The sequence below is a fragment of the Borborobacter xinjiangensis genome (genome assembly GCF_047739745.1).
GTDB lineage: Bacteria > Pseudomonadota > Alphaproteobacteria > Rhizobiales > Rhizobiaceae > Pseudaminobacter.
The window spans coordinates 207,574-225,713 of record NZ_JBLLVA010000001.1 but is presented as its reverse complement, the minus strand read 5'-3'; the positions used below and the strand labels follow the sequence as shown (position 1 = coordinate 225,713).

Genomic DNA, 18,140 nt, shown 5'->3' with positions numbered 1-18,140 from the left:
GTCATTCAGGCCGATGCATGCGGATGACGGCATGCCGGCGTCCTTCCGCATCCCGAGCAAGCCTTCCTGTCTCTTCAAAGCCGGCGCGCTGGTAGAAGCGGTATGCCGCCCGATTGGCGGCATAAAGCTCGACGTCGAGGGCACCCTTCAGTTGCGCGGCATGGAGAATGAGCGTCTTGCCGAAGCCGCGGCCATGAAAGGCCGGGTCGATGAAGAGACCGCCGATGAAGCTATCGAGCAGGCCGATGAAACCGACCGGCCCTCCATCTGCGGCAATGACCCAGTTCTCAGCCTTCTGAAGATAGACGTCTCTCACCAGTTGCATCTGGGCAGAGAGGTCATCTTCACTCAGGAAGGAGTGGCCGACGCGGGAAGCGGCGAGCCAAATATCGAGAAGCCGCTCGCTGTCATGGGCAGGCACGTACGGACGGATGTCCGCACCGAATGTGGATTTCATGGAAATGGTCCGTGATAGTATGAACAGAGATTGGTGAACGAGCACCAGCGGTCAGCCTTTCGGCTGCAATCCGCCTTCAGGCGGACTTTCTCACGATGGACCTCTGCGCATAACTCTCCTGGTTGGACCCGCCCTTGTCTCGCCGGTGGGCCGGTATGTCAACTGCCCTATGCGTCAGGGCAATTCTCCCGGCGGGCGTTTCATGGTAAGTTGCAAATCGGGCCGAGTGCTTTCGTTATCCGACCGGGCGGGTTCCAGCAATCTGGAAAGATCTAGGGAGGAAGACATGACATTAGCCGACTGGAGATTGGAAGGCGAATGGATCAAGAATTGCAGTTGCGCCTATGGATGTCCCTGTGACTTCAACGCACGGCCGACGCAGGGTTATTGCGAGGGTCTGCTGGGCATGCACATCACCAAGGGCCACTTCCGCGACGTGAAGCTCGACGACCTGTGCTTCTGCGTAACCGTCCACTTCCCCGGGCCGCTGCATGAAGGCAATGGCGATGCGCAACCCATCCTCGACGAGCGGGCAAGCCCGGAACAGCGCGAGGCATTGGGCGCGATCCTGTCTGGTCAGAATTCGGCTGAGGGAACGCTCTTCCACATTTTCAGCCTGATCGTCGCCCGGATGCATGATCCGATCGTCGCGCCGTTCACCTTCAGCTTTGACCAGGATGGGCGGACCGCGCGGCTGGTCGTGCCTGGCGTCATCGAGACCGATGTCGAGCCGATCAAAAATCCCGTTACCGGCGAGCCGCACCGCATTCAGATCATGATGCCTGAAGGCTTTGAGCACCGAATGGCGGAGGTCGCCTCGTCGAACATTCGCAGCATGGGCGACATCAAGTTCGACACGACCACCTCGCACAGTTCGCTTGCCCATGTGGTGCATACACCGCAAGGAGTGGCAGCTTAGGTCAGGCCGATAAATCGAACGGCAGGAAATGGCACTTCTCGTCGCCTTGCACCGGCATGATAGGGCCGTCGTCGTCCTCATCTTGCTCGCCGCAATATTGGGTTCCTGGGGCTATCTGCTGTTCGGGATGGAACAGCCTATGCCTGCGATGGAGGGCATGGCGATGCCCATGCCTGCGCCGGAATGGACTGGCGCCTATCTCGCGCTGACGCTGGCGATGTGGATGGCGATGATGGCGGCAATGATGCTGCCGAGCGCCGTGCCGATGCTGCTCTTCTACGATGGCATCGCTCACAGGCGCCGTCCGGGCACGACCGCCATAGGCACAACCAGCCTGTTCGGGCTTGGATATCTCTCGGTGTGGCTCGGCTTTAGCGTCGGCGCAGTCGCCCTTCAATATGTGCTCGAACAGGCGAGCCTGCTTTCGCCGATGATGGAGACGACCAGCATCGCTCTGGCCAGCGGCATCCTGGTGGCGGCGGGCATTTACCAATGGACCTCGCTGAAACAGGCATGCCTTCGCCACTGCCGCTCGCCATTCGACTTCGTCACGACCTACTGGCAAGGCGGCAACTGTGGCGCCTTCGCAATGGGGCTTCGCCACGGCATATATTGCCTCGGCTGCTGCTGGGTGCTGATGCTGCTTTTGTTCGTCGGCGGCGTGATGAATCTCGCCTGGATTGCGGCAATTGCTCTGTTTGTGCTGGTGGAGAAGCTTGCTCCCGCCGGCCATTGGTTGGGCAAGGCCGCAGGCGCTGGTCTCGTCATCTGGGGCGGCTACGTATTGGTGTCCTTGGCCTGAGCCGCATCCGTCAGCGCGGCAGGATCTTCCCTGGGTTGAGGATATCGTTCGGATCGAGAGCCCGCTTGATCGCCCTCATCACGTCGACCGCGCTGCCGAGTTCGTGCTCCAGAAATCCTGCTTTGCCCTGGCCGATGCCATGCTCGCCGGTGCAGGTGCCGTCCATCGCGATGGCGCGCATGTTGAGACGCCCGACGAACTTTTCGGCAAGGGCGATTTCGGCGGGATCGTTCACATCCATCAGCACCAGCACATGGAAATTGCCGTCGCCGACGTGGCCGACGATCGGCGCAATCAGCCCCATTTCGGCGATATCGGCCTCGGTTTCGGCGATGCATTCGGCAAGTCTTGAGATCGGTACGCAGACATCCGTCGACAAGCCCCTCGCGCCCGGCCGCAGAAGAAGCGAGGCCCAATAGGCATCGTGCCGCGCCTTCCACAGCCTGGTCCTTTCCTCCGCCACGCTGGTCCATGAAAACGGTCCGCCGCCATATTCGACGGCAATCTCGCCGAACATTTCGGCCTGCTCGGCCACGCCGGTCTCGCTGCCGTGGAACTCGACGAACAGGCACGGGCTTTCGGGATAATCGAGGTTGGAATTCAGCTTCAATGCCCGCATCTGCAGTGCATTCACCAGCTCGATGCGCGCCACGGGAATGCCCATCTGGATCGTCGCGATTACCGCCTGGCAGGCCGCATCCACACTCGGGAAGGAGCAGACGCCGCCCGAAATTGCCTGCGGAATGCCGTAGAGCTTCAGCGTCAGCGAGGTGATGATGCCGAGCGTGCCTTCCGAACCCACCAGAAGCCGGGTGAGATCGTAACCGGCGGCGCTTTTCTTGGCGCGCTTTGCGGTGGTGACTGCGCTGCCATCAGCCATCACGGCCGTGAGCGCCAACACGTTCTCGCGCATCGTGCCGTAGCGCACCGCATTGGTTCCCGAAGCGCGCGTTGCAGCCATGCCGCCGAGACTGGCATTGGCGCCGGGATCGATCGGAAAGAACAGGCCGGTATCGCGAAGATAAGCGTTCAAATCCTCACGCGTGACCCCCGGCTCGACCGTCACATCCAGATCTTCGGCATTGACCGAAAGCACCCGGTTCATCCGTGACGTATCGAGCGAGATGCCGCCGCCCGGCGCGTTCACGTGCCCCTCAAGCGAGGTGCCGGTGCCAAAGGCAATCACCGGCACACGATGCTCGTTGCACGCCCGCACGATCTCCTGCACCTCTTCGGTCGTCTGGGGAAAGACAACGCCATCCGGCGCCTGCGTCGGAATATAGGTCGTGGTGTGGGCGTGCTGCTCACGCATGGATTGGCCGGTTTGAAAGCGTTCGCCGAAGCGCTGGCCCAGAATGCCGAGCACCGCCGCAATTCCCGCCTCGTTACGCTTCACTGCCTTCAGGTCGCTAAGCGCCATGCCTTCCTCCGCGATTGGACAATCAACAGCCTTGCGGGCCGTTTATTGTTGCCTACTCTGCAATGGTGAAAAGAGGAAGCAATCGATGACAATCCCGGCCCCGTTCGTCTCCCGCGTCATGGAGGTCGAGAAAGACTGGATCGACTACAATGGCCACATGAACATGGCCTATTACAATGTGCTGTTCGACCGCTGCGCCGATGAAGCGCTGGACCTGCTGGGCATCGGCGCCGGCTACGCCCGCGAGCGCCAAATGACCATCTACACAGCCGAGGTCCATGTCTGCTACGTGCGCGAGCTGCATCTTGCAGACAAGGTCGCCGTCACCTTCCAGCTCATAGATCACGACGAAAAGCGCCTGCGCGCCTATCAGGAAATCCGTCATGCCGAAGGCTGGCTCGCGGCCACCTCCGAGACCCTGTCGCTGCACATCGATATGGCCGGGCCGAAGGTTGCCGCATTTCCCTCCGATGTGATGACCCGCATTGAGGCGATGCGTGCTTCCCATGCAACACTGCCGCTGCCGGAGCGCGCCGGGCGCTCGATCGGCATCAAGCGGAAATCCGTCTGAATTCTTACGGAAGTCGCTGATTTTATTAAAATTTTAATGGTAAATGAAACGTTAACCTTAAGGGTTTTTGCACAGTTTGACGCATCGGGGCCGCTTGAAATCGGCCCGGTCAGGGCCACAATCCCAGTCTCGACGACTCAATATCGGATCGGCGACGGGCGGCGCCGTTCGGAGGACTGGAATGAAAATAGATGTCGCTCAGATGTCCAGCCGCCTGGCGTCCGACCATACGCTCAGTGATTACGACTTCTGGCGTGCGCTGAAGACAATAAATAACGAGCTTTATCGCATAGAACGTCTTCGCGAACCTATTCCGATGAAGATGATCTATGCGCGCGCCATCCTGAAGACTGCCCGGAACAAGAGGCGCCCAAATAATATTTGATTCAGTTTTCGCCGGCTGGCCACTGCCAGACGCTTTCCAGCCGCATTGCAGCGGATGCGAGTCCAGGAGATTGCGTTAACCAACAGCCCCGGGTATCCGCAACCGGTTACGCCAGTTTCTCCTTGAAGAACGCTATCGTTCGTTCCCAGGCAAGACCCGCCGCCTGAGCATCGTAGCGGGCTTCCGACGTATCGTTGTTGAAGGCGTGCTGCGCCCCCTCATAAACATAGACCGTAAACTCCTTGCCGGCCGCCTCGAGCGCCGCCTTATAGGCGTCGATGCCGGCATTGATGCGCTCGTCGCGGCCGGCATAGTGCAAGAGCAGCGGCGCCTTGATCTTCGCCACATCCTCTGCCTCAGCCTGTCGGCCGTAATAGGCGACGCCGGCGCTGAGATCCGGCGCGTTGACGGCGAGATCGTTCACCGCGCCGCCTCCCCAGCAGAAGCCGACCGCGCCGACCTTGCCATTGCTGCTCTCGTGCTCTTTGAGGAAAGCGACCGTCGCAACGCCGTTGGCGATCGTCTGGCCGGCATCAAGCTCTTTGAACATGTCGCGCGCCGCATCTTCATCGGCCGGTGTGCCGCCGAGCGGCGACAGGAAATCGGGCGCAAGCGCCAGGAAACCTTCGAGCGCGATGCGCCGGGCGACATCGCGGATATGGTTGTTCAGACCGCGGTTTTCATGAATGACGATGACCGCGCCAAGCTTGCCACTTTGGTCGGCCGGCCGCACCAGATAGGCTTTCACGTCGCCCTTCGCACCTGGATAGGTGATGTCCTCGGCCTTCAGCCGCGCATCGTCTTCGGCAATCATGGCTGCATGTGCCGCATTGGCAGCCAGCAGCGGCGCAATCGCGGCCGCGGCCGCCCCGGAACCGGCGAGCCTGGTCAGCTTGTCCATGAATTTGCGCCGGTCCAGCGACAGATGCGTATATTCGTCATAGGCGTCGATCATCGCTTGCGTGATATGCAGTTCGGTCATCTCGCTCCTCCCAACATTTCGACATCCGAAGAGGATAGGCGCTCGACCTCGACGGTCCAGTCAAGGATCGGTGAAGCGGCCATCGCACATAAATCGACGCGGCGAGCACAAAACCGCAACACTGCTGGTCTTTCGGTGCCGAATCACTACATTCCAAGCTGATGTCAGACTTTCCCGACGACATACCCTTTTTCGACGAGGAGCCGTCTCCACGCGGTGCGCCTGCACCGGCCGGCGCGCCGTCCGGTATTGCCGCGCGTGCCATGGCCGCGCGGCGGCCGCAAGCACCCGACTATCTGAGCGGCTTGAACGAGGAGCAGCGTCTAGCCGTCGAAACCACGGAAGGCCCGGTTCTGGTGCTTGCCGGCGCCGGCACCGGCAAGACGCGCGTGCTCACCACGCGCATCGCGCACATATTGGCGACCGGCCGCGCCTTTCCTTCGCAGATTCTCGCTGTCACCTTCACCAACAAGGCGGCGCGCGAAATGAAGAACCGCGTCGGCCTGCTGGTCGGCGAGGCGATCGAGGGCATGCCCTGGCTCGGCACCTTCCATTCGATCGGCGTGAAGATCCTGCGCCGCCACGCCGAGCTTGCCGGGCTGAAGTCCGGCTTCACAATTCTCGACACCGACGATGTCATCCGCCTGATCAAGCAACTCATCCAGGCCGAAGGGCTCGACGACAAGCGCTGGCCGGCGCGGCAGTTTGCCATGATGATCGACGGCTGGAAGAACAAGGGCCTTGGCCCGTCGGAAATCCCGGAAGGCGACGCTCGCGCCTTCGCCAACGGCAAGGGCCGCCAGCTCTACCAGGCCTATCAGGAGCGGCTGATCACCCTCAACGCCTGCGATTTCGGCGACCTCCTGTGTCATCCGATCCGCATTTTCCGCCAGCACCATGACGTGCTGGCCGAATATCATCGCAAGTTCAAATATATTCTCGTCGACGAGTATCAGGACACCAACACCGCCCAATATATGTGGCTGCGGCTTTTGGCGCAGCGGCCGAAGCAATCGCATCCTGCGGCCGAAAGCCGCGAGCCCGACAGGGCGTCCGAGCCGGTGCGGGGCCCCCGCGGAGGGCCATCGCCGTCAGGCGCGGAACGGCCCGTGAGCGAAAACAAAGTCAACATCTGCTGCGTTGGCGACGACGACCAGTCGATCTATGGCTGGCGCGGCGCCGAGGTCGACAACATTCTGCGTTTCGACAAGGATTTTCCCGGTGCGACCGTCATAAGGCTGGAGCGCAATTATCGCTCGACAGCCCACATCCTCGGAGCCGCTTCCCACCTCATCGCCCACAATGAGGGCCGTCTCGGCAAGACACTGTTCACCGACCGGCCCGATCCGGACGATACCAAGGTCAATGTCCACGCCGCCTGGGACTCCGAAGAGGAAGCCCGCGCCGTCGGCGAGACGATCGAGCAGTTGCAGCGCCAGAAGCACAATCTGAACGACATGGCGATCCTAGTCCGCGCTTCCTTCCAGATGCGCGAATTCGAGGATCGCTTCGTCACGCTCGGTCTGAACTACCGCGTCATCGGCGGCCCCCGCTTTTACGAGCGCCAGGAGATTCGCGATGCGATGGCTTATCTGCGCGTGGTGGCGCAACCAGCCGACGATCTGGCCTTCGAGCGCATCGTCAACGTGCCCAAGCGCGGCCTTGGCGAGGCGGCGATCCGCCAGGTTCACGACACGGCGCGAGCTTTGCGCATCCCGATGCTGGCGGCTGCCGAGAAACTCGCTGAAAGCGACGAGTTGAAGCCGAAGCCGCGTGCGGCACTGCGTGAGGTTGCCGCCAATTTCGCGCGCTGGCAGGCGGCCCTCGAAACCACGCCGCACACCGAGCTTGCCGCGACCATACTAGACGAGTCCGGCTACACCGACATGTGGAAGAACGACCGCTCGGCCGAGGCGCCCGGTCGGCTCGAAAACCTCAAGGAGCTGATCCGCTCCATGGAAGAGTACGAATCGCTGCGATCGTTCCTGGAGCACGTTGCGCTGGTGATGGACAGCGAGCAGAACGAGGATCTCGATGCGGTAAGCATCATGACGCTGCATTCGGCCAAGGGTCTGGAATTCGAGACCGTTTTTCTTCCGGGCTGGGAGGAAGGGCTGTTCCCGCACCAGCGTTCGCTGGACGAAGGCGGCCGGTCGGGGCTGGAGGAGGAACGGCGTCTCGCCTATGTCGGCCTGACGCGTGCCAAGAAGAACCTGCACATCTGGTTCGTCTCCAACCGCCGCATCCACGGCCTGTGGCAGTCCACCATCCCCTCGCGCTTTCTCGACGAGCTACCTGAAGCCCATGTCGAGGTGGCAGATAGCGGACAGTCCTACGGCGGCTATGGCGGCGGCGGCCGGCAGAACCCCTATGGTGCCTCGCGCTTCGACAAGGCTGGCGCCGGCGCCTTCTCCAACACTTATGCCACCCCCGGCTGGCAACGCGCGCAGGCGAACCGCACCGAGGCGACGGACCGAAACTGGGGCTCCCGCTCCGGCCATGCCGTCGAGCGCATCGGCTATGGCGAAACCGACAGCGGCTATGGCGCCGGTCGCGGCTCCGTCAAATCCCGCACCATCGACGGCGAACTGGTCGCCAAATCGGTTTCCACCGAGCCGTCGCCGTTTTCGGTTGGAGACCGCGTGTTCCATCAGAAATTCGGCAACGGCAACATCGCGGCAATCGACGGAAACAAGCTCACCATCGACTTCGACAAGGCCGGCCAGAAGCGTGTGCTCGACGGCTTCGTCTCGGCGGCCTGAGGCCGACGCCAGCCGTCATCCATATATGAGATTCCTATAACCGTCCGCTTCGGGGCATCTCGAATTTATATGCCGATTCCGCCCATTCTCCGGCTGTGAAAGCACATCCGGAGAACGGCTCAATGCTCGACATGACGATGCTTGCAATCGGCCTCGGCTTCTTCGCCCTGGCCGGGCTCTATGGCATGGCCTGCGACAGGCTGTGAGGAGCCGGCGATGATTTTCGACTACGCACTGGGCGGCATCGTGGCCGCGCTCATCCTTTTCTATCTCGTCTATGCGCTCGTTCGTCCCGAACGGTTCTGAGGCTTTTCCGATGACCATCAATGGCTGGATTCAAATCCTGGTCTTCTGCGCGATCGTGGCTGCGCTGGTGAAGCCGCTCGGCTGGTACATGACGCGCGTGTTCGAAGGCGAGCGCACGCTTCTCTCGCCCGTCCTGCGCCCCATGGAACACGGGCTCTACAACATGGCCGGCGTCGACGAGCGCCAGGAGCAGCACTGGCTTACCTATGCGGTGGCGATGCTGTTCTTCAACGCGGCTGGTTTCGTGGTTCTCTTCCTGCTGCAGCGCCTGCAAGGGGTGCTGCCGCTCAACCCGATGGAAATGGGCGCAGTGTCGCCGGATTCTGCCTTCAATACCGCCGTCAGCTTCGTCACCAATACCAATTGGCAAGGCTATGGCGGCGAGAGCACGATGGGCTATCTCGTGCAAATGGCCGGCCTGACGGTACAGAACTTCGTTTCAGCCGCGACCGGCATTGCCGTCGCCATGGCGCTGATCCGCGGGTTCTCGCGCGCGTCGGCGCGCAGCGTGGGCAATTTCTGGACTGACCTGACACGCGGCACGCTCTACATCCTGCTGCCGATCTCGCTGATCTGTGCGCTGTTCCTGGTGTTTCAGGGCGTGCCGCAGACACTTTCGGCTTATGTGGATGCGACCACCCTCGAGGGCGGCAGGCAGACGATCGCCGTCGGCCCGGTTGCCTCGCAACTGGCGATCAAGATGCTGGGTACAAATGGCGGCGGCTTCTTTAACGCCAATTCCGCGCATCCGTTCGAGAACCCGAACGCAATCACCAACCTTGTGCAGATGGTGTCGATTTTCGCCCTTGGCGCGGCGCTGACCAACGTGTTCGGCCGCATGGTCGGTGATCAGCGGCAGGGCTGGGCGATCCTCGCCGCCATGGGCGTGCTGTTCATCGTTGGCGTGTCGGTGGCCTATTGGGCCGAAGCCGCCGGCAATCCGGCCTTCGCCGCACTTGGCGTGGATGGCGGCAACATGGAAGGCAAGGAGGTGCGCTTCGGCATTGCCCTGTCGGCACTGTTTGCGGTGGTCACCACGGCGGCATCCTGCGGCGCGGTTAATGCCATGCATGACAGCTTCATGCCGCTCGGCGGCATGATCCCGCTGGTCAATATGCAGCTCGGCGAAGTGATTATCGGCGGCGTCGGTGCCGGCCTCTATGGAATGCTGCTCTTCGTCATCCTGGCGATTTTCATCGCCGGGCTGATGGTTGGCCGCACGCCCGAATATCTCGGCAAGAAGTTCGAGGCCAAGGAAGTGAAGATGACCATGCTCGCTATCCTGTCGCTGCCGCTGGCCATGCTTGGCTTCACCGCAATGGCCGTCGTGCTGCCGGCGGGTCTTGCCTCGCTCGCCAATCAGGGCCCGCATGGCTTCTCTGAGATTCTCTACGCCTACACCTCGGGAGCGGCCAACAACGGCAGCGCCTTTGCCGGGCTCTCCGCCAACACGCCCTGGTACAATGTGACGATCGGCCTCGCCATGCTGATGGGTCGTTTTCTCATTATCGTACCTGTGCTGGCGATCGCCGGTTCGCTCGCCGCCAAGAAAACCGTGCCGGCATCGGTCGGAACATTCCCCACCCATGGCGGTCTTTTCGTCGGTCTTCTGGTCGGCGTGGTGCTGATCGTTGGTGGGCTCACCTTCCTGCCCGCTCTCGCACTCGGCCCCATCGTCGAACATCTGGCGATGGTCGCCGGCCAATCCTTCTGATTTCCGACAAGGAAACACTTCAAATGGCTCGTTCCGCCAAAATCGATCTTTTCAGCGGCGATATCCTTTGGCCGGCTGTTGGCTCGGCATTCGCCAAGCTCGACCCGCGCCGCCAGCTCCGCAATTCAGTCATGTTCGTGGTTGAGACTGTGGCCATCCTGACCACGCTGCTTTTGCTGCGTGATCTCGTCGCCGGCGGCGACAATCTCGCCTTTTCCTTCCAGATCATCCTTTGGCTGTGGTTCACGCTTTTGTTCGCCAACTTTGCCGAGGCCGTCGCGGAAGGCCGCGGCAAGGCGCAGGCCGATGCGCTGCGCCGCACCCGCACCGAAACCGACGCCAAGCTTCTGTCGCCCGATGGCCATGCGAACTATGAGGTGGTGCCGGCGACCAGCCTTAAGATCGGCGATATCGTCGTGGTTGAAGCCGGTGAGATCATCCCGTCCGACGGCGAGGTGATCGAGGGCGTCGCTTCCGTCAACGAGGCGGCCATCACCGGCGAATCGGCCCCGGTCATCCGCGAATCCGGCGGAGACCGTTCGGCGGTCACCGGCGGCACCCAGGTGCTCTCCGACCAGATCAAGGTGCGCATCACGGCCGCGGCCGGCTCGACCTTCCTCGATCACATGATCAGTCTCGTCGAAGGCGCCCAGCGGCAGAAAACGCCAAACGAAATCGCCCTCAACATATCGCTTGCCGGCATCACCCTCATCTTCGTGCTGGCCGTCGCGACCATTCCGAGCTTTGCGAGTTATGCGGGCGGATCGATACCGGTCGTCGTTCTGGCCGCCCTGTTCGTGACGCTGATCCCCACCACCATCGGCGCGCTTCTTTCGGCGATCGGTATCGCCGGCATGGACCGCCTGGTGCGCTTCAATGTGCTTGCCATGTCGGGCCGGGCCGTTGAGGCGGCAGGCGATGTCGACACCCTGCTTCTCGACAAGACCGGCACGATCACGCTCGGCAACCGGCAGGCGACGGAGTTCCTGGCCGTGAGCGGTGTCGACGAGCGTGAACTTGCCGATGCAGCCCAGCTTGCCTCGCTGGCCGACGAGACCCCGGAAGGCCGCTCCATCGTCGTGCTTGCCAAGGAGAAATATGGCATTCGCGCACGCGACATGGGCCAGTTGCACGCCCATTTCGTGCCGTTCACCGCCCAGACCCGGATGAGCGGCGTCGATATGGAGGGCAGTTCCATCCGCAAGGGCGCCATAGACGCGGTCCTTGCTCATGTCGGCGTGGCGCCGGCCGTTGCGGCGCGCGGCACCGCCGTCCGTTCACTTCGTCCTGGTGTGAATGCCGAAAGCGTGCGCGAAATACAGGGGGTCGCCGAGCGGATCGCCAAGAGCGGCGGCACCCCGCTTGCGGTGGTGCGCGATGGCCGCTTGCTCGGAGTCATCCATCTCAAGGATGTCGTCAAGGGCGGCATCCGCGAGCGCTTTTCCGAGCTTCGCCGCATGGGTATCCGCACGGTGATGATCACCGGCGACAACCCGATGACTGCCGCGGCGATCGCCGCAGAGGCCGGCGTCGACGATTTCCTCGCTCAGGCGACGCCCGAAAACAAGCTCCAGCTCATCCGCAACGAGCAGGCGATGGGCAAGCTCGTCGCCATGTGCGGCGACGGCACCAACGATGCGCCCGCCCTTGCCCAGGCCGATGTCGGCGTCGCCATGAACACCGGCACTATTGCCGCGCGCGAGGCCGGCAACATGGTCGATCTCGACAGCGATCCGACCAAGCTCATTGAAATCGTCGAGATCGGCAAGCAACTGCTGATGACGCGCGGCTCCCTGACGACGTTTTCCATTGCCAACGACGTGGCCAAATATTTCGCCATCATCCCTGCGATGTTCGTCGCCTTCTATCCGCAACTCCAGACCCTCAACATCATGCGGCTTGAAACCCCGGAAAGCGCGATCCTTTCGGCGACCATCTTCAACGCGCTCATCATCGTGGCGCTCATCCCGCTGGCGCTCAAGGGCGTGAAATACCGGGCAATCGGCGCCAGCGCGCTGCTGCGCCGAAACCTTCTGGTCTACGGCCTTGGCGGCATCGTCATCCCGTTCGTCGGCATCAAGGCGATCGACGTGGCGATCACCGCCGTCGGTCTTGCGTAGGAGACCAACATGCTCAAACAATTTCGCCCTGCCCTGACCATGATCACCGCGCTGACGCTCATTACCGGCCTTGCCTATCCGCTCGCCGTCACCGGCATCGCACAGGCGCTCTTTTCAAATCAGGCCAATGGCAGCCTCATAGAACGAGACGGTCGGGTGATCGGTTCGGAACTCATCGGCCAGCCCTTCGTTGGAGAGCGGTATTTCCACCCCCGCCCCTCCGCCGCCGGCGCTGGTTATGACGCGGCTGCTTCCGGCGGCTCCAACCTCGGCCCGACCAGTGCAAAGCTGATCGAGCGTGTCACCGCCAATGTCGAAGCGCTGAAGAAGGAGAACCCGGCGGCACCCATACCGGTCGATCTCGTCACCGCTTCAGGCAGCGGCCTCGACCCGCACGTCTCGCCTCAAGCCGCACTGTTCCAGGTGCCGCGCGTCGCCAAGGCGCGTGGCATCTCCGAAGACCGCCTCAGCGAGATCGTGGCCGCACACATCGAGGAACGGACATTGGGGGTGCTCGGCGAGCCGCAGGTCAACATATTGCGCCTCAATCTGGCGCTCGATGCCGAAGCGACGCGATGAGGGCCGTTGCGATGCTTAGAATAGCCGAGTTGATCCGGCCGGAGAACATCGCCGTCGATGTCAGTGCGACAGCGAAGAGGCACGCGCTGCTGGAAGCCGCGAAACTGCTCGCCGCCTCCTCGGGCCTGCCGGAATCCCGGATATTCATGGCTCTGATCGATCGTGAGAATTTGGGCTCGACCGGCTTCGGGCGCGGGGTGGCGGTGCCGCATGCACGCATTTCCGGCCTCGCCCGCACCCACATGGCTTTTCTGCGGCTTGCCCGTCCGGTGGATTTCGAGGCCAGCGACGAACAGCCGGTCGACCTGATCTGCGCGATCATCGGGAATTATGGCGCGGCGGCGGAGCCCCTGGAGGCGCTGGCCAGTGCCTGCCGCACCTTGCGAAATCCCGAAACCCTGGCAAAGCTGCGATTGGCGAGGAACAGGGCCGATCTGTATTCCGTTCTGATTGAGGCAGGCTGAGCCTGGCACAAGCAATGTCCGACCAGACCGCAAAGGACAAACGTCCTTCTCCCGAAGCGCTTCTGGAAGAAGCGTCGCGGGAAGCACGCGGTCATCTGAAGGTTTTTCTGGGGGCGGCGCCTGGCGTCGGAAAAACCTACGAGATGCTGCTGAGCGCAGCCACGCGTCGGCGCGACGGCGTCGACGTCGTAATCGGCATCGTTGAAACCCATGGGCGCGAGGAAACGCAGGCTCTGGTCGAGGGGTTCGAGGTCGTGCCGCGCAGGCGCCTCGACTACAAGGGCCGTGTTCTGGAGGAAATGGATCTTGACGCCATCCTCGATCGAGCGCCGCAACTGGTGCTGGTCGACGAGCTGGCGCACACCAACGCGGAAGGAAGCCGGCATCCCAAGCGCTATATGGATGTCGAGGATCTGCTTGCCGCCGGCATTGACGTCTATACGACGGTCAACATCCAGCATCTGGAAAGCCTCAACGACGTAGTCGCCCAGATCACACGGATTCGTGTGCGCGAGACGGTGCCCGATGCCTTCATCGACCGCGCCGACGAGATCGAAGTCATCGACATAACACCCGGCGACCTGATCCAGCGCCTCAAGGAGGGCAAGGTCTATGTGCCGAAGACGGCGCAGCGCGCCCTCACCCACTATTTCTCGCCCGGCAATCTGACGGCATTGCGCGAACTGGCCTTGAGACGCACCGCGCAGCGCGTCGACCAGCAGCTCCTCACCCATATGCAGGTGCATGCGATTTCAGGACCATGGGCCGCCGGCGACCGTGTGCTCGTCGTCGTCAATGAGCACCCCAAGGCCCAGGCATTGCTGCGCTATGCGCGTCGCCTCGCCGAGCGGCTGCGCGCTCCCTGGGTCGCACTTTACGTTGAAACCGCGCATGCGCTGCGCCTTTCGGAGGCCGAGCGCGACCGCATTGCCGATGCGATGCGTCTTGTTGAAAAACTCGGCGGGCAGGCCGTGACGATCCCCGGAAGCGAATTGGCAACCGACATCATCCGCTATGCCGAAGCGAACAATTTCAGCCATCTGGTTATCGGGCGCACCAAGCGCTCCCGCCTTCACGAGATGCTGTTCGGGTCGGTCACCTACGAGATCGTCCGATCGGCCGGCAACATCGCGGTGCATGTTGTCACCGGCGAGGAATACGAGACGATCCCGGCCAAAACCGTCGCCACCCGCAAGACCTCGCCCAGCCTGGAAATCAACTCTTATCTGGCCGGCAGCGGGCTTGTGGTCGCAGCACTTGGCCTTGGCTTGTTCCTCACCAGAATACTCGAGGTCCAGAACATAGCCCTGGTTTTCCTGACGGCGGTTCTGGTCAGCGCCGTGGCCTATGGCCTGTGGCCGGCAATTTTCACCAGCCTGCTCAGCGTCCTGGCGTTCAACGTCTTCTTTCTGCCGCCCTATTACAGCGTCACTATTTCCGACCCGGAAAACGTCGTCGCCCTGTTCTTCTTCCTTGTCGTCGCCCTGATCGCCAGCAATCTCACCGCCAATGTGCGGCGGCAGGCCATGGTTGCTCGCAGGCGCGCCAAGACCACCGAGGACCTTTATCTGTTCAGCCGCAAACTCGCCGCAACCGCATCGCTGGATGATTTGCTCTGGGTCACGGCTTCGCAGGTTGCCTCGATGCTGAGGGTCCGCGTGGTTCTTTTCCTTCCCGACAATGGGTCGCTCGCGCTCAAGGCGGCGTGGCCGCCTGAGGACGTGGCCGAGCAGGCCGACCTTGCAGCGGCGAAATGGTCGTGGGAAAGCAACCGGCCGGCGGGGCGTGGCGCCGATACGCTGCCGGGCGCGCAGCGGCTGTTTCTGCCCATGCGGACCGGGCGCGGCCCTGTTGCCGTCATCGGCATCGACAGCGACAAAGCCGGCCCGATACTCGATCCCGACCAAAGGCGGCTGCTCGATGCCCTCACCGACCAGGCCGCGCTTGCGATAGAGCGGGTCAATCTGGCCGAAGACGTAGACCGGGCCGAACGGGCGGCAGAAAAGGACCGGCTTCGCTCCGCGCTGCTCACCTCCATTTCGCACGACCTGCGTACCCCGCTTGCCTCCATTCTCGGCGCGGCAAGCAGCCTCAGGTCCCTTTCCGGACTCGATGCAGCCGCCCGGGAAGACCTCCTGTCGACCATCCAGGAAGAGGCTGAACGCCTCAACCGGTTCATCGCCAACCTGCTCGACATGACCCGGCTCGAATCCGGCGCGGTCGAGCCGAACATGAGCCTTACCTATGTCGGCGAGGTCGTCGGCAGCGTTCTGAGGCGAGCGGAAAAAATGCTGGCCGGTCACCGGGTGGAAACCGAGCTTGCCACGGATCTGCCGATGTTGCGGCTGGACGCGGTGCTGTTCGAGCAGGTGTTGTTCAATCTGCTCGACAATGCGGCGAAATACGCCCCGGCAGGCTCCACCATCCGAATTCTGAGCTGGCGGGATGGCACCGCCGTGCATTTGCAGGTACTGGACGAAGGCGGTGGCATTCCACCGGAGGACCTGCCGCGCGTGTTCGACAAATTCTACCGCGTCCGCAAGGCCGACAGCCAGCGCGCCGGCACCGGCCTCGGCCTTGCCATATGCCGGGGCTTCGTCGAAGCGATGGGCGGCACCATGGAAAGCGGCAATCGCGACGACCGTTCGGGGGCCGTGTTCACCATCACGCTGCCGGTGCCGGCAACAGAGGATTTGGAGCCGGAATCATGAGCTCGCTTCCGACCCGCATCCTGATCGTCGACGACGAGCCGCCGATCCGTCGCCTTCTGCGCACCAGCCTCGCTGCGCAAGGGTTTCAGGTCACCGAAGCCGCCAATGGCCGGCAGGCGCTCGCCGAAATCGAAAGCTCCGCGCCCGATCTGGTCATCCTCGATCTCGGCCTGCCTGATATTCAGGGCCAGGACCTGATTCATACTCTGCGGCGGCAAGGCTCGTCCCTGCCGATCCTGGTGCTTTCCAGCAGGGCCGACGAACAGGGCAAGGTCGAAGCTCTCGATCTCGGGGCCGACGACTACCTGACGAAGCCCTTCGGCGCCGACGAGCTGTTCGCGCGGATCAGAGCCGCGCTGCGCCACCGCCTGCAATCGCAAGGGGAACTGCCGGTCTTTCGCAGCGGCGACCTGTCGGTCGACCTCGTGCGCCGCATCGTCACGGTGCGCGAAGTCGAAGTAAAGCTGTCGCCGAAGGAATACGACATCCTGCGCGCGCTGGTCGCCCATGCCGGAAAGGTCCTCACCCACCGCATGCTGCTGAACGAGGTGTGGGGCGGCGAGACGGATATCCAGTATCTGCGCATCTACATCCGCCAGCTCAGGCAGAAGATCGAAGCAAACCCCGAACGGCCTCAGCACATCGTCACAGAGACAGGTGTCGGCTACCGGCTTCGCACGGCTGAGTGACGCGCAGGCGCGAGTTTTGTCGTTCTTCAGTGCTCGTTCATCGGTGGTAAGTGTCTACCGCGGCACAGCTTTATTGCCGAACTGGCTCATTCCGAATTGCAGCTGTCGGCATCGAAATGTGTGGCGTAATTTTGCGCATTGTCTCCAGTCTGCCTCCGAGAGCTAACCATGCTGTGGAAAGTCCTGGGAGCTTTGGTCCTGACCGCATCGCTGCCGGCCGAGAGCGGCGATATGCAGGCGAACTGCCATCGAACCTATTCCCATGTCGAACGGTCAGGAGGTGACCTGACGGATTTGCCGAAATTCACGCCGGATGCGAAAACCGTGGCCTTTGTCCGCCCAGCCGAGCAAGTCTCCACAAGCACGGTCTCGCTGGATTGCGGCGATGCCTATGATGAAGCCGATATTGCATCGGAGGAACTTGCCGTAAGTGCCGAACGTCTTCGCCGATGCGCCGAGGACATGGATATAGCCGGCGATGGATGTGCGAGAGAGATCGATCGAGTGCTGGCGGATCAGTCACAGTTCGAGCGCGCAATGGCCGCCGTCGGCGACAAATGTGAATGAGAGGCACGCAGAAAAAGGCCGGCCTCGATATGTGGGGCCGGCCAGATCGCCTTCCGCTCACATGGAGCGTTGCTAGGGGAAACGCTCCATCGCGGTTGGCCGGCTGCATCGGCCCGAAAATTGGACCCGTTTTCGGACAGCACGATGCAGCAACTTCAAGTGCCGGCGCGCCTTAAAAGACGCACGGCTCGTCAATGTTGCCCTGATGAGGGGCATACGAGGTGAACCGGGATGGGCGTTCGCCCGCTTACCCGATATGGTTCCTGACTCCACATCATGCTGCGCACGATCCAATGGCGGCGAGGGTCGGCGCCCATTATGATGGCGTCGCACTTCTGGCGCTTCGCCTCGTTCAGGATGCTCTTTGAGGGATGGCGCGTGGTGACGATGTGTCCGTCCGCACTTACCCCTGCATCCTCGAGCTGGCCGATGGCCCAGGAGACATTGTCTTCTTGCTCGGCCATCTCGCGCCTGCTGGGGCGCAGCCCGGGATTGGGCAAGCCGAAGCTTGTCCCCCAAAGCCGCGCCACAGTCAGAACCCGGACATGCCCGCCCTCGGCGCGCACCATGCGCACCGCCAGGTCGATCACCTCGGTCGTGAACCGTCTGCCCTCGGACGCGATCAGCACCCTTTTGGCGGCCTGCGGATCACCGGCCGGCCGCGATCGTGCGAACAGATTCCGGATCATGCT

The 18,140-nt window shown here is 62.3% G+C and carries 17 protein-coding genes; 13 read left to right on the top strand and 4 right to left on the bottom strand.

What is annotated here, in order from left to right; translation table 11 throughout:
* Nucleotide 1: 1 nt before the first annotated feature.
* Nucleotides 2–457, bottom strand: coding sequence for a GNAT family N-acetyltransferase (locus ACLKMW_RS01050; RefSeq protein ID WP_415722515.1), 456 nt, complete (start codon nt 455–457; stop codon nt 2–4).
* 286 nt (nt 458–743) lie between these two features.
* Between ACLKMW_RS01050 and ACLKMW_RS01045 the strand changes: the two genes are divergently transcribed.
* Both ACLKMW_RS01045 and ACLKMW_RS01040 read left to right on the top strand, forming a co-directional pair.
* Entirely contained in the window at nt 744–1,376 is a 633-nt protein-coding gene (locus ACLKMW_RS01045) for a DUF1326 domain-containing protein (protein ID WP_415722514.1), read from the top strand.
* A 28-nt stretch (nt 1,377–1,404) separates the two neighbouring features.
* Complete coding sequence (locus ACLKMW_RS01040; RefSeq protein ID WP_415722513.1) at nt 1,405–2,178, top strand: DUF2182 domain-containing protein; 774 nt, start codon at nt 1,405–1,407, stop codon at nt 2,176–2,178.
* A 10-nt stretch (nt 2,179–2,188) separates the two neighbouring features.
* On the opposite strand, the gene ACLKMW_RS01035 is transcribed toward ACLKMW_RS01040, so the two are convergent.
* The gene (locus ACLKMW_RS01035; RefSeq protein WP_415722512.1) at nt 2,189–3,598 is read right to left on the bottom strand and encodes an FAD-binding oxidoreductase; all 1,410 of its coding nucleotides are present in this window, start codon (nt 3,596–3,598) and stop codon (nt 2,189–2,191) included.
* Nucleotides 3,599–3,683: 85 nt separating this feature from the next.
* Between ACLKMW_RS01035 and ACLKMW_RS01030 the strand changes: the two genes are divergently transcribed.
* Nucleotides 3,684–4,169: a thioesterase family protein gene (locus ACLKMW_RS01030; protein ID WP_415722511.1), complete on the top strand. Its 486-nt coding sequence runs from the start codon at nt 3,684–3,686 to the stop codon at nt 4,167–4,169.
* A 181-nt stretch (nt 4,170–4,350) separates the two neighbouring features.
* Nucleotides 4,351–4,554 carry a hypothetical protein gene (locus tag ACLKMW_RS01025; protein ID WP_415722510.1) on the top strand — a complete coding sequence of 68 codons (204 nt, stop codon included), beginning with the start codon at nt 4,351–4,353 and terminating at the stop codon, nt 4,552–4,554.
* A 106-nt stretch (nt 4,555–4,660) separates the two neighbouring features.
* Here the strand turns inward: ACLKMW_RS01025 and ACLKMW_RS01020 are convergent, their stop codons facing one another.
* Complete coding sequence (locus tag ACLKMW_RS01020; RefSeq protein WP_415722509.1) at nt 4,661–5,536, bottom strand: dienelactone hydrolase family protein; 876 nt, start codon at nt 5,534–5,536, stop codon at nt 4,661–4,663.
* Between the two features lie 161 nt (nt 5,537–5,697).
* Here ACLKMW_RS01020 and ACLKMW_RS01015 point away from each other — a divergent pair, with 161 nt between their 5' ends.
* From ACLKMW_RS01015 to ACLKMW_RS00975, 9 genes are all read left to right on the top strand, one after another.
* Nucleotides 5,698–8,298, top strand: coding sequence for an ATP-dependent helicase (locus tag ACLKMW_RS01015; protein WP_415722508.1), 2,601 nt, complete (start codon nt 5,698–5,700; stop codon nt 8,296–8,298).
* Between the two features lie 216 nt (nt 8,299–8,514).
* On the top strand, nt 8,515–8,604 hold the full coding sequence (kdpF, locus tag ACLKMW_RS01010; RefSeq protein ID WP_415722507.1) for a K(+)-transporting ATPase subunit F: 90 nt from the start codon (nt 8,515–8,517) through the stop codon (nt 8,602–8,604).
* Nucleotides 8,605–8,614: 10 nt separating this feature from the next.
* A complete protein-coding gene (gene kdpA, locus ACLKMW_RS01005; RefSeq protein ID WP_415722506.1) occupies nt 8,615–10,318 on the top strand; it encodes a potassium-transporting ATPase subunit KdpA in 1,704 nt (567 codons plus the stop codon).
* 23 nt (nt 10,319–10,341) lie between these two features.
* A complete protein-coding gene (kdpB, locus tag ACLKMW_RS01000) occupies nt 10,342–12,438 on the top strand; it encodes a potassium-transporting ATPase subunit KdpB (RefSeq protein ID WP_415722505.1) in 2,097 nt (698 codons plus the stop codon).
* A gap of 9 nt (nt 12,439–12,447) precedes the next feature.
* Nucleotides 12,448–13,017, top strand: a complete 570-nt coding sequence (gene kdpC / locus ACLKMW_RS00995) for a potassium-transporting ATPase subunit KdpC (RefSeq protein ID WP_415722504.1) — start codon at nt 12,448–12,450, stop codon at nt 13,015–13,017.
* Nucleotides 13,018–13,028: 11 nt separating this feature from the next.
* Complete coding sequence (locus ACLKMW_RS00990; RefSeq protein WP_415722503.1) at nt 13,029–13,481, top strand: PTS sugar transporter subunit IIA; 453 nt, start codon at nt 13,029–13,031, stop codon at nt 13,479–13,481.
* Nucleotides 13,482–13,495: 14 nt separating this feature from the next.
* Complete coding sequence (locus ACLKMW_RS00985) at nt 13,496–16,192, top strand: DUF4118 domain-containing protein (RefSeq protein ID WP_415722502.1); 2,697 nt, start codon at nt 13,496–13,498, stop codon at nt 16,190–16,192.
* Nucleotides 16,189–16,881 carry a response regulator gene (locus tag ACLKMW_RS00980; protein WP_415722501.1) on the top strand — a complete coding sequence of 231 codons (693 nt, stop codon included), beginning with the start codon at nt 16,189–16,191 and terminating at the stop codon, nt 16,879–16,881. Before ACLKMW_RS00985 ends, ACLKMW_RS00980 begins: the two co-directional genes overlap by 4 nt.
* Before the next feature lie 168 nt (nt 16,882–17,049).
* On the top strand, nt 17,050–17,448 hold the full coding sequence (locus ACLKMW_RS00975; protein WP_415722500.1) for a hypothetical protein: 399 nt from the start codon (nt 17,050–17,052) through the stop codon (nt 17,446–17,448).
* Nucleotides 17,449–17,639: 191 nt separating this feature from the next.
* Here the strand turns inward: ACLKMW_RS00975 and ACLKMW_RS00970 are convergent, their stop codons facing one another.
* Nucleotides 17,640–18,137: a universal stress protein gene (locus ACLKMW_RS00970; protein ID WP_415722499.1), complete on the bottom strand. Its 498-nt coding sequence runs from the start codon at nt 18,135–18,137 to the stop codon at nt 17,640–17,642.
* Nucleotides 18,138–18,140 lie beyond the last annotated feature (3 nt).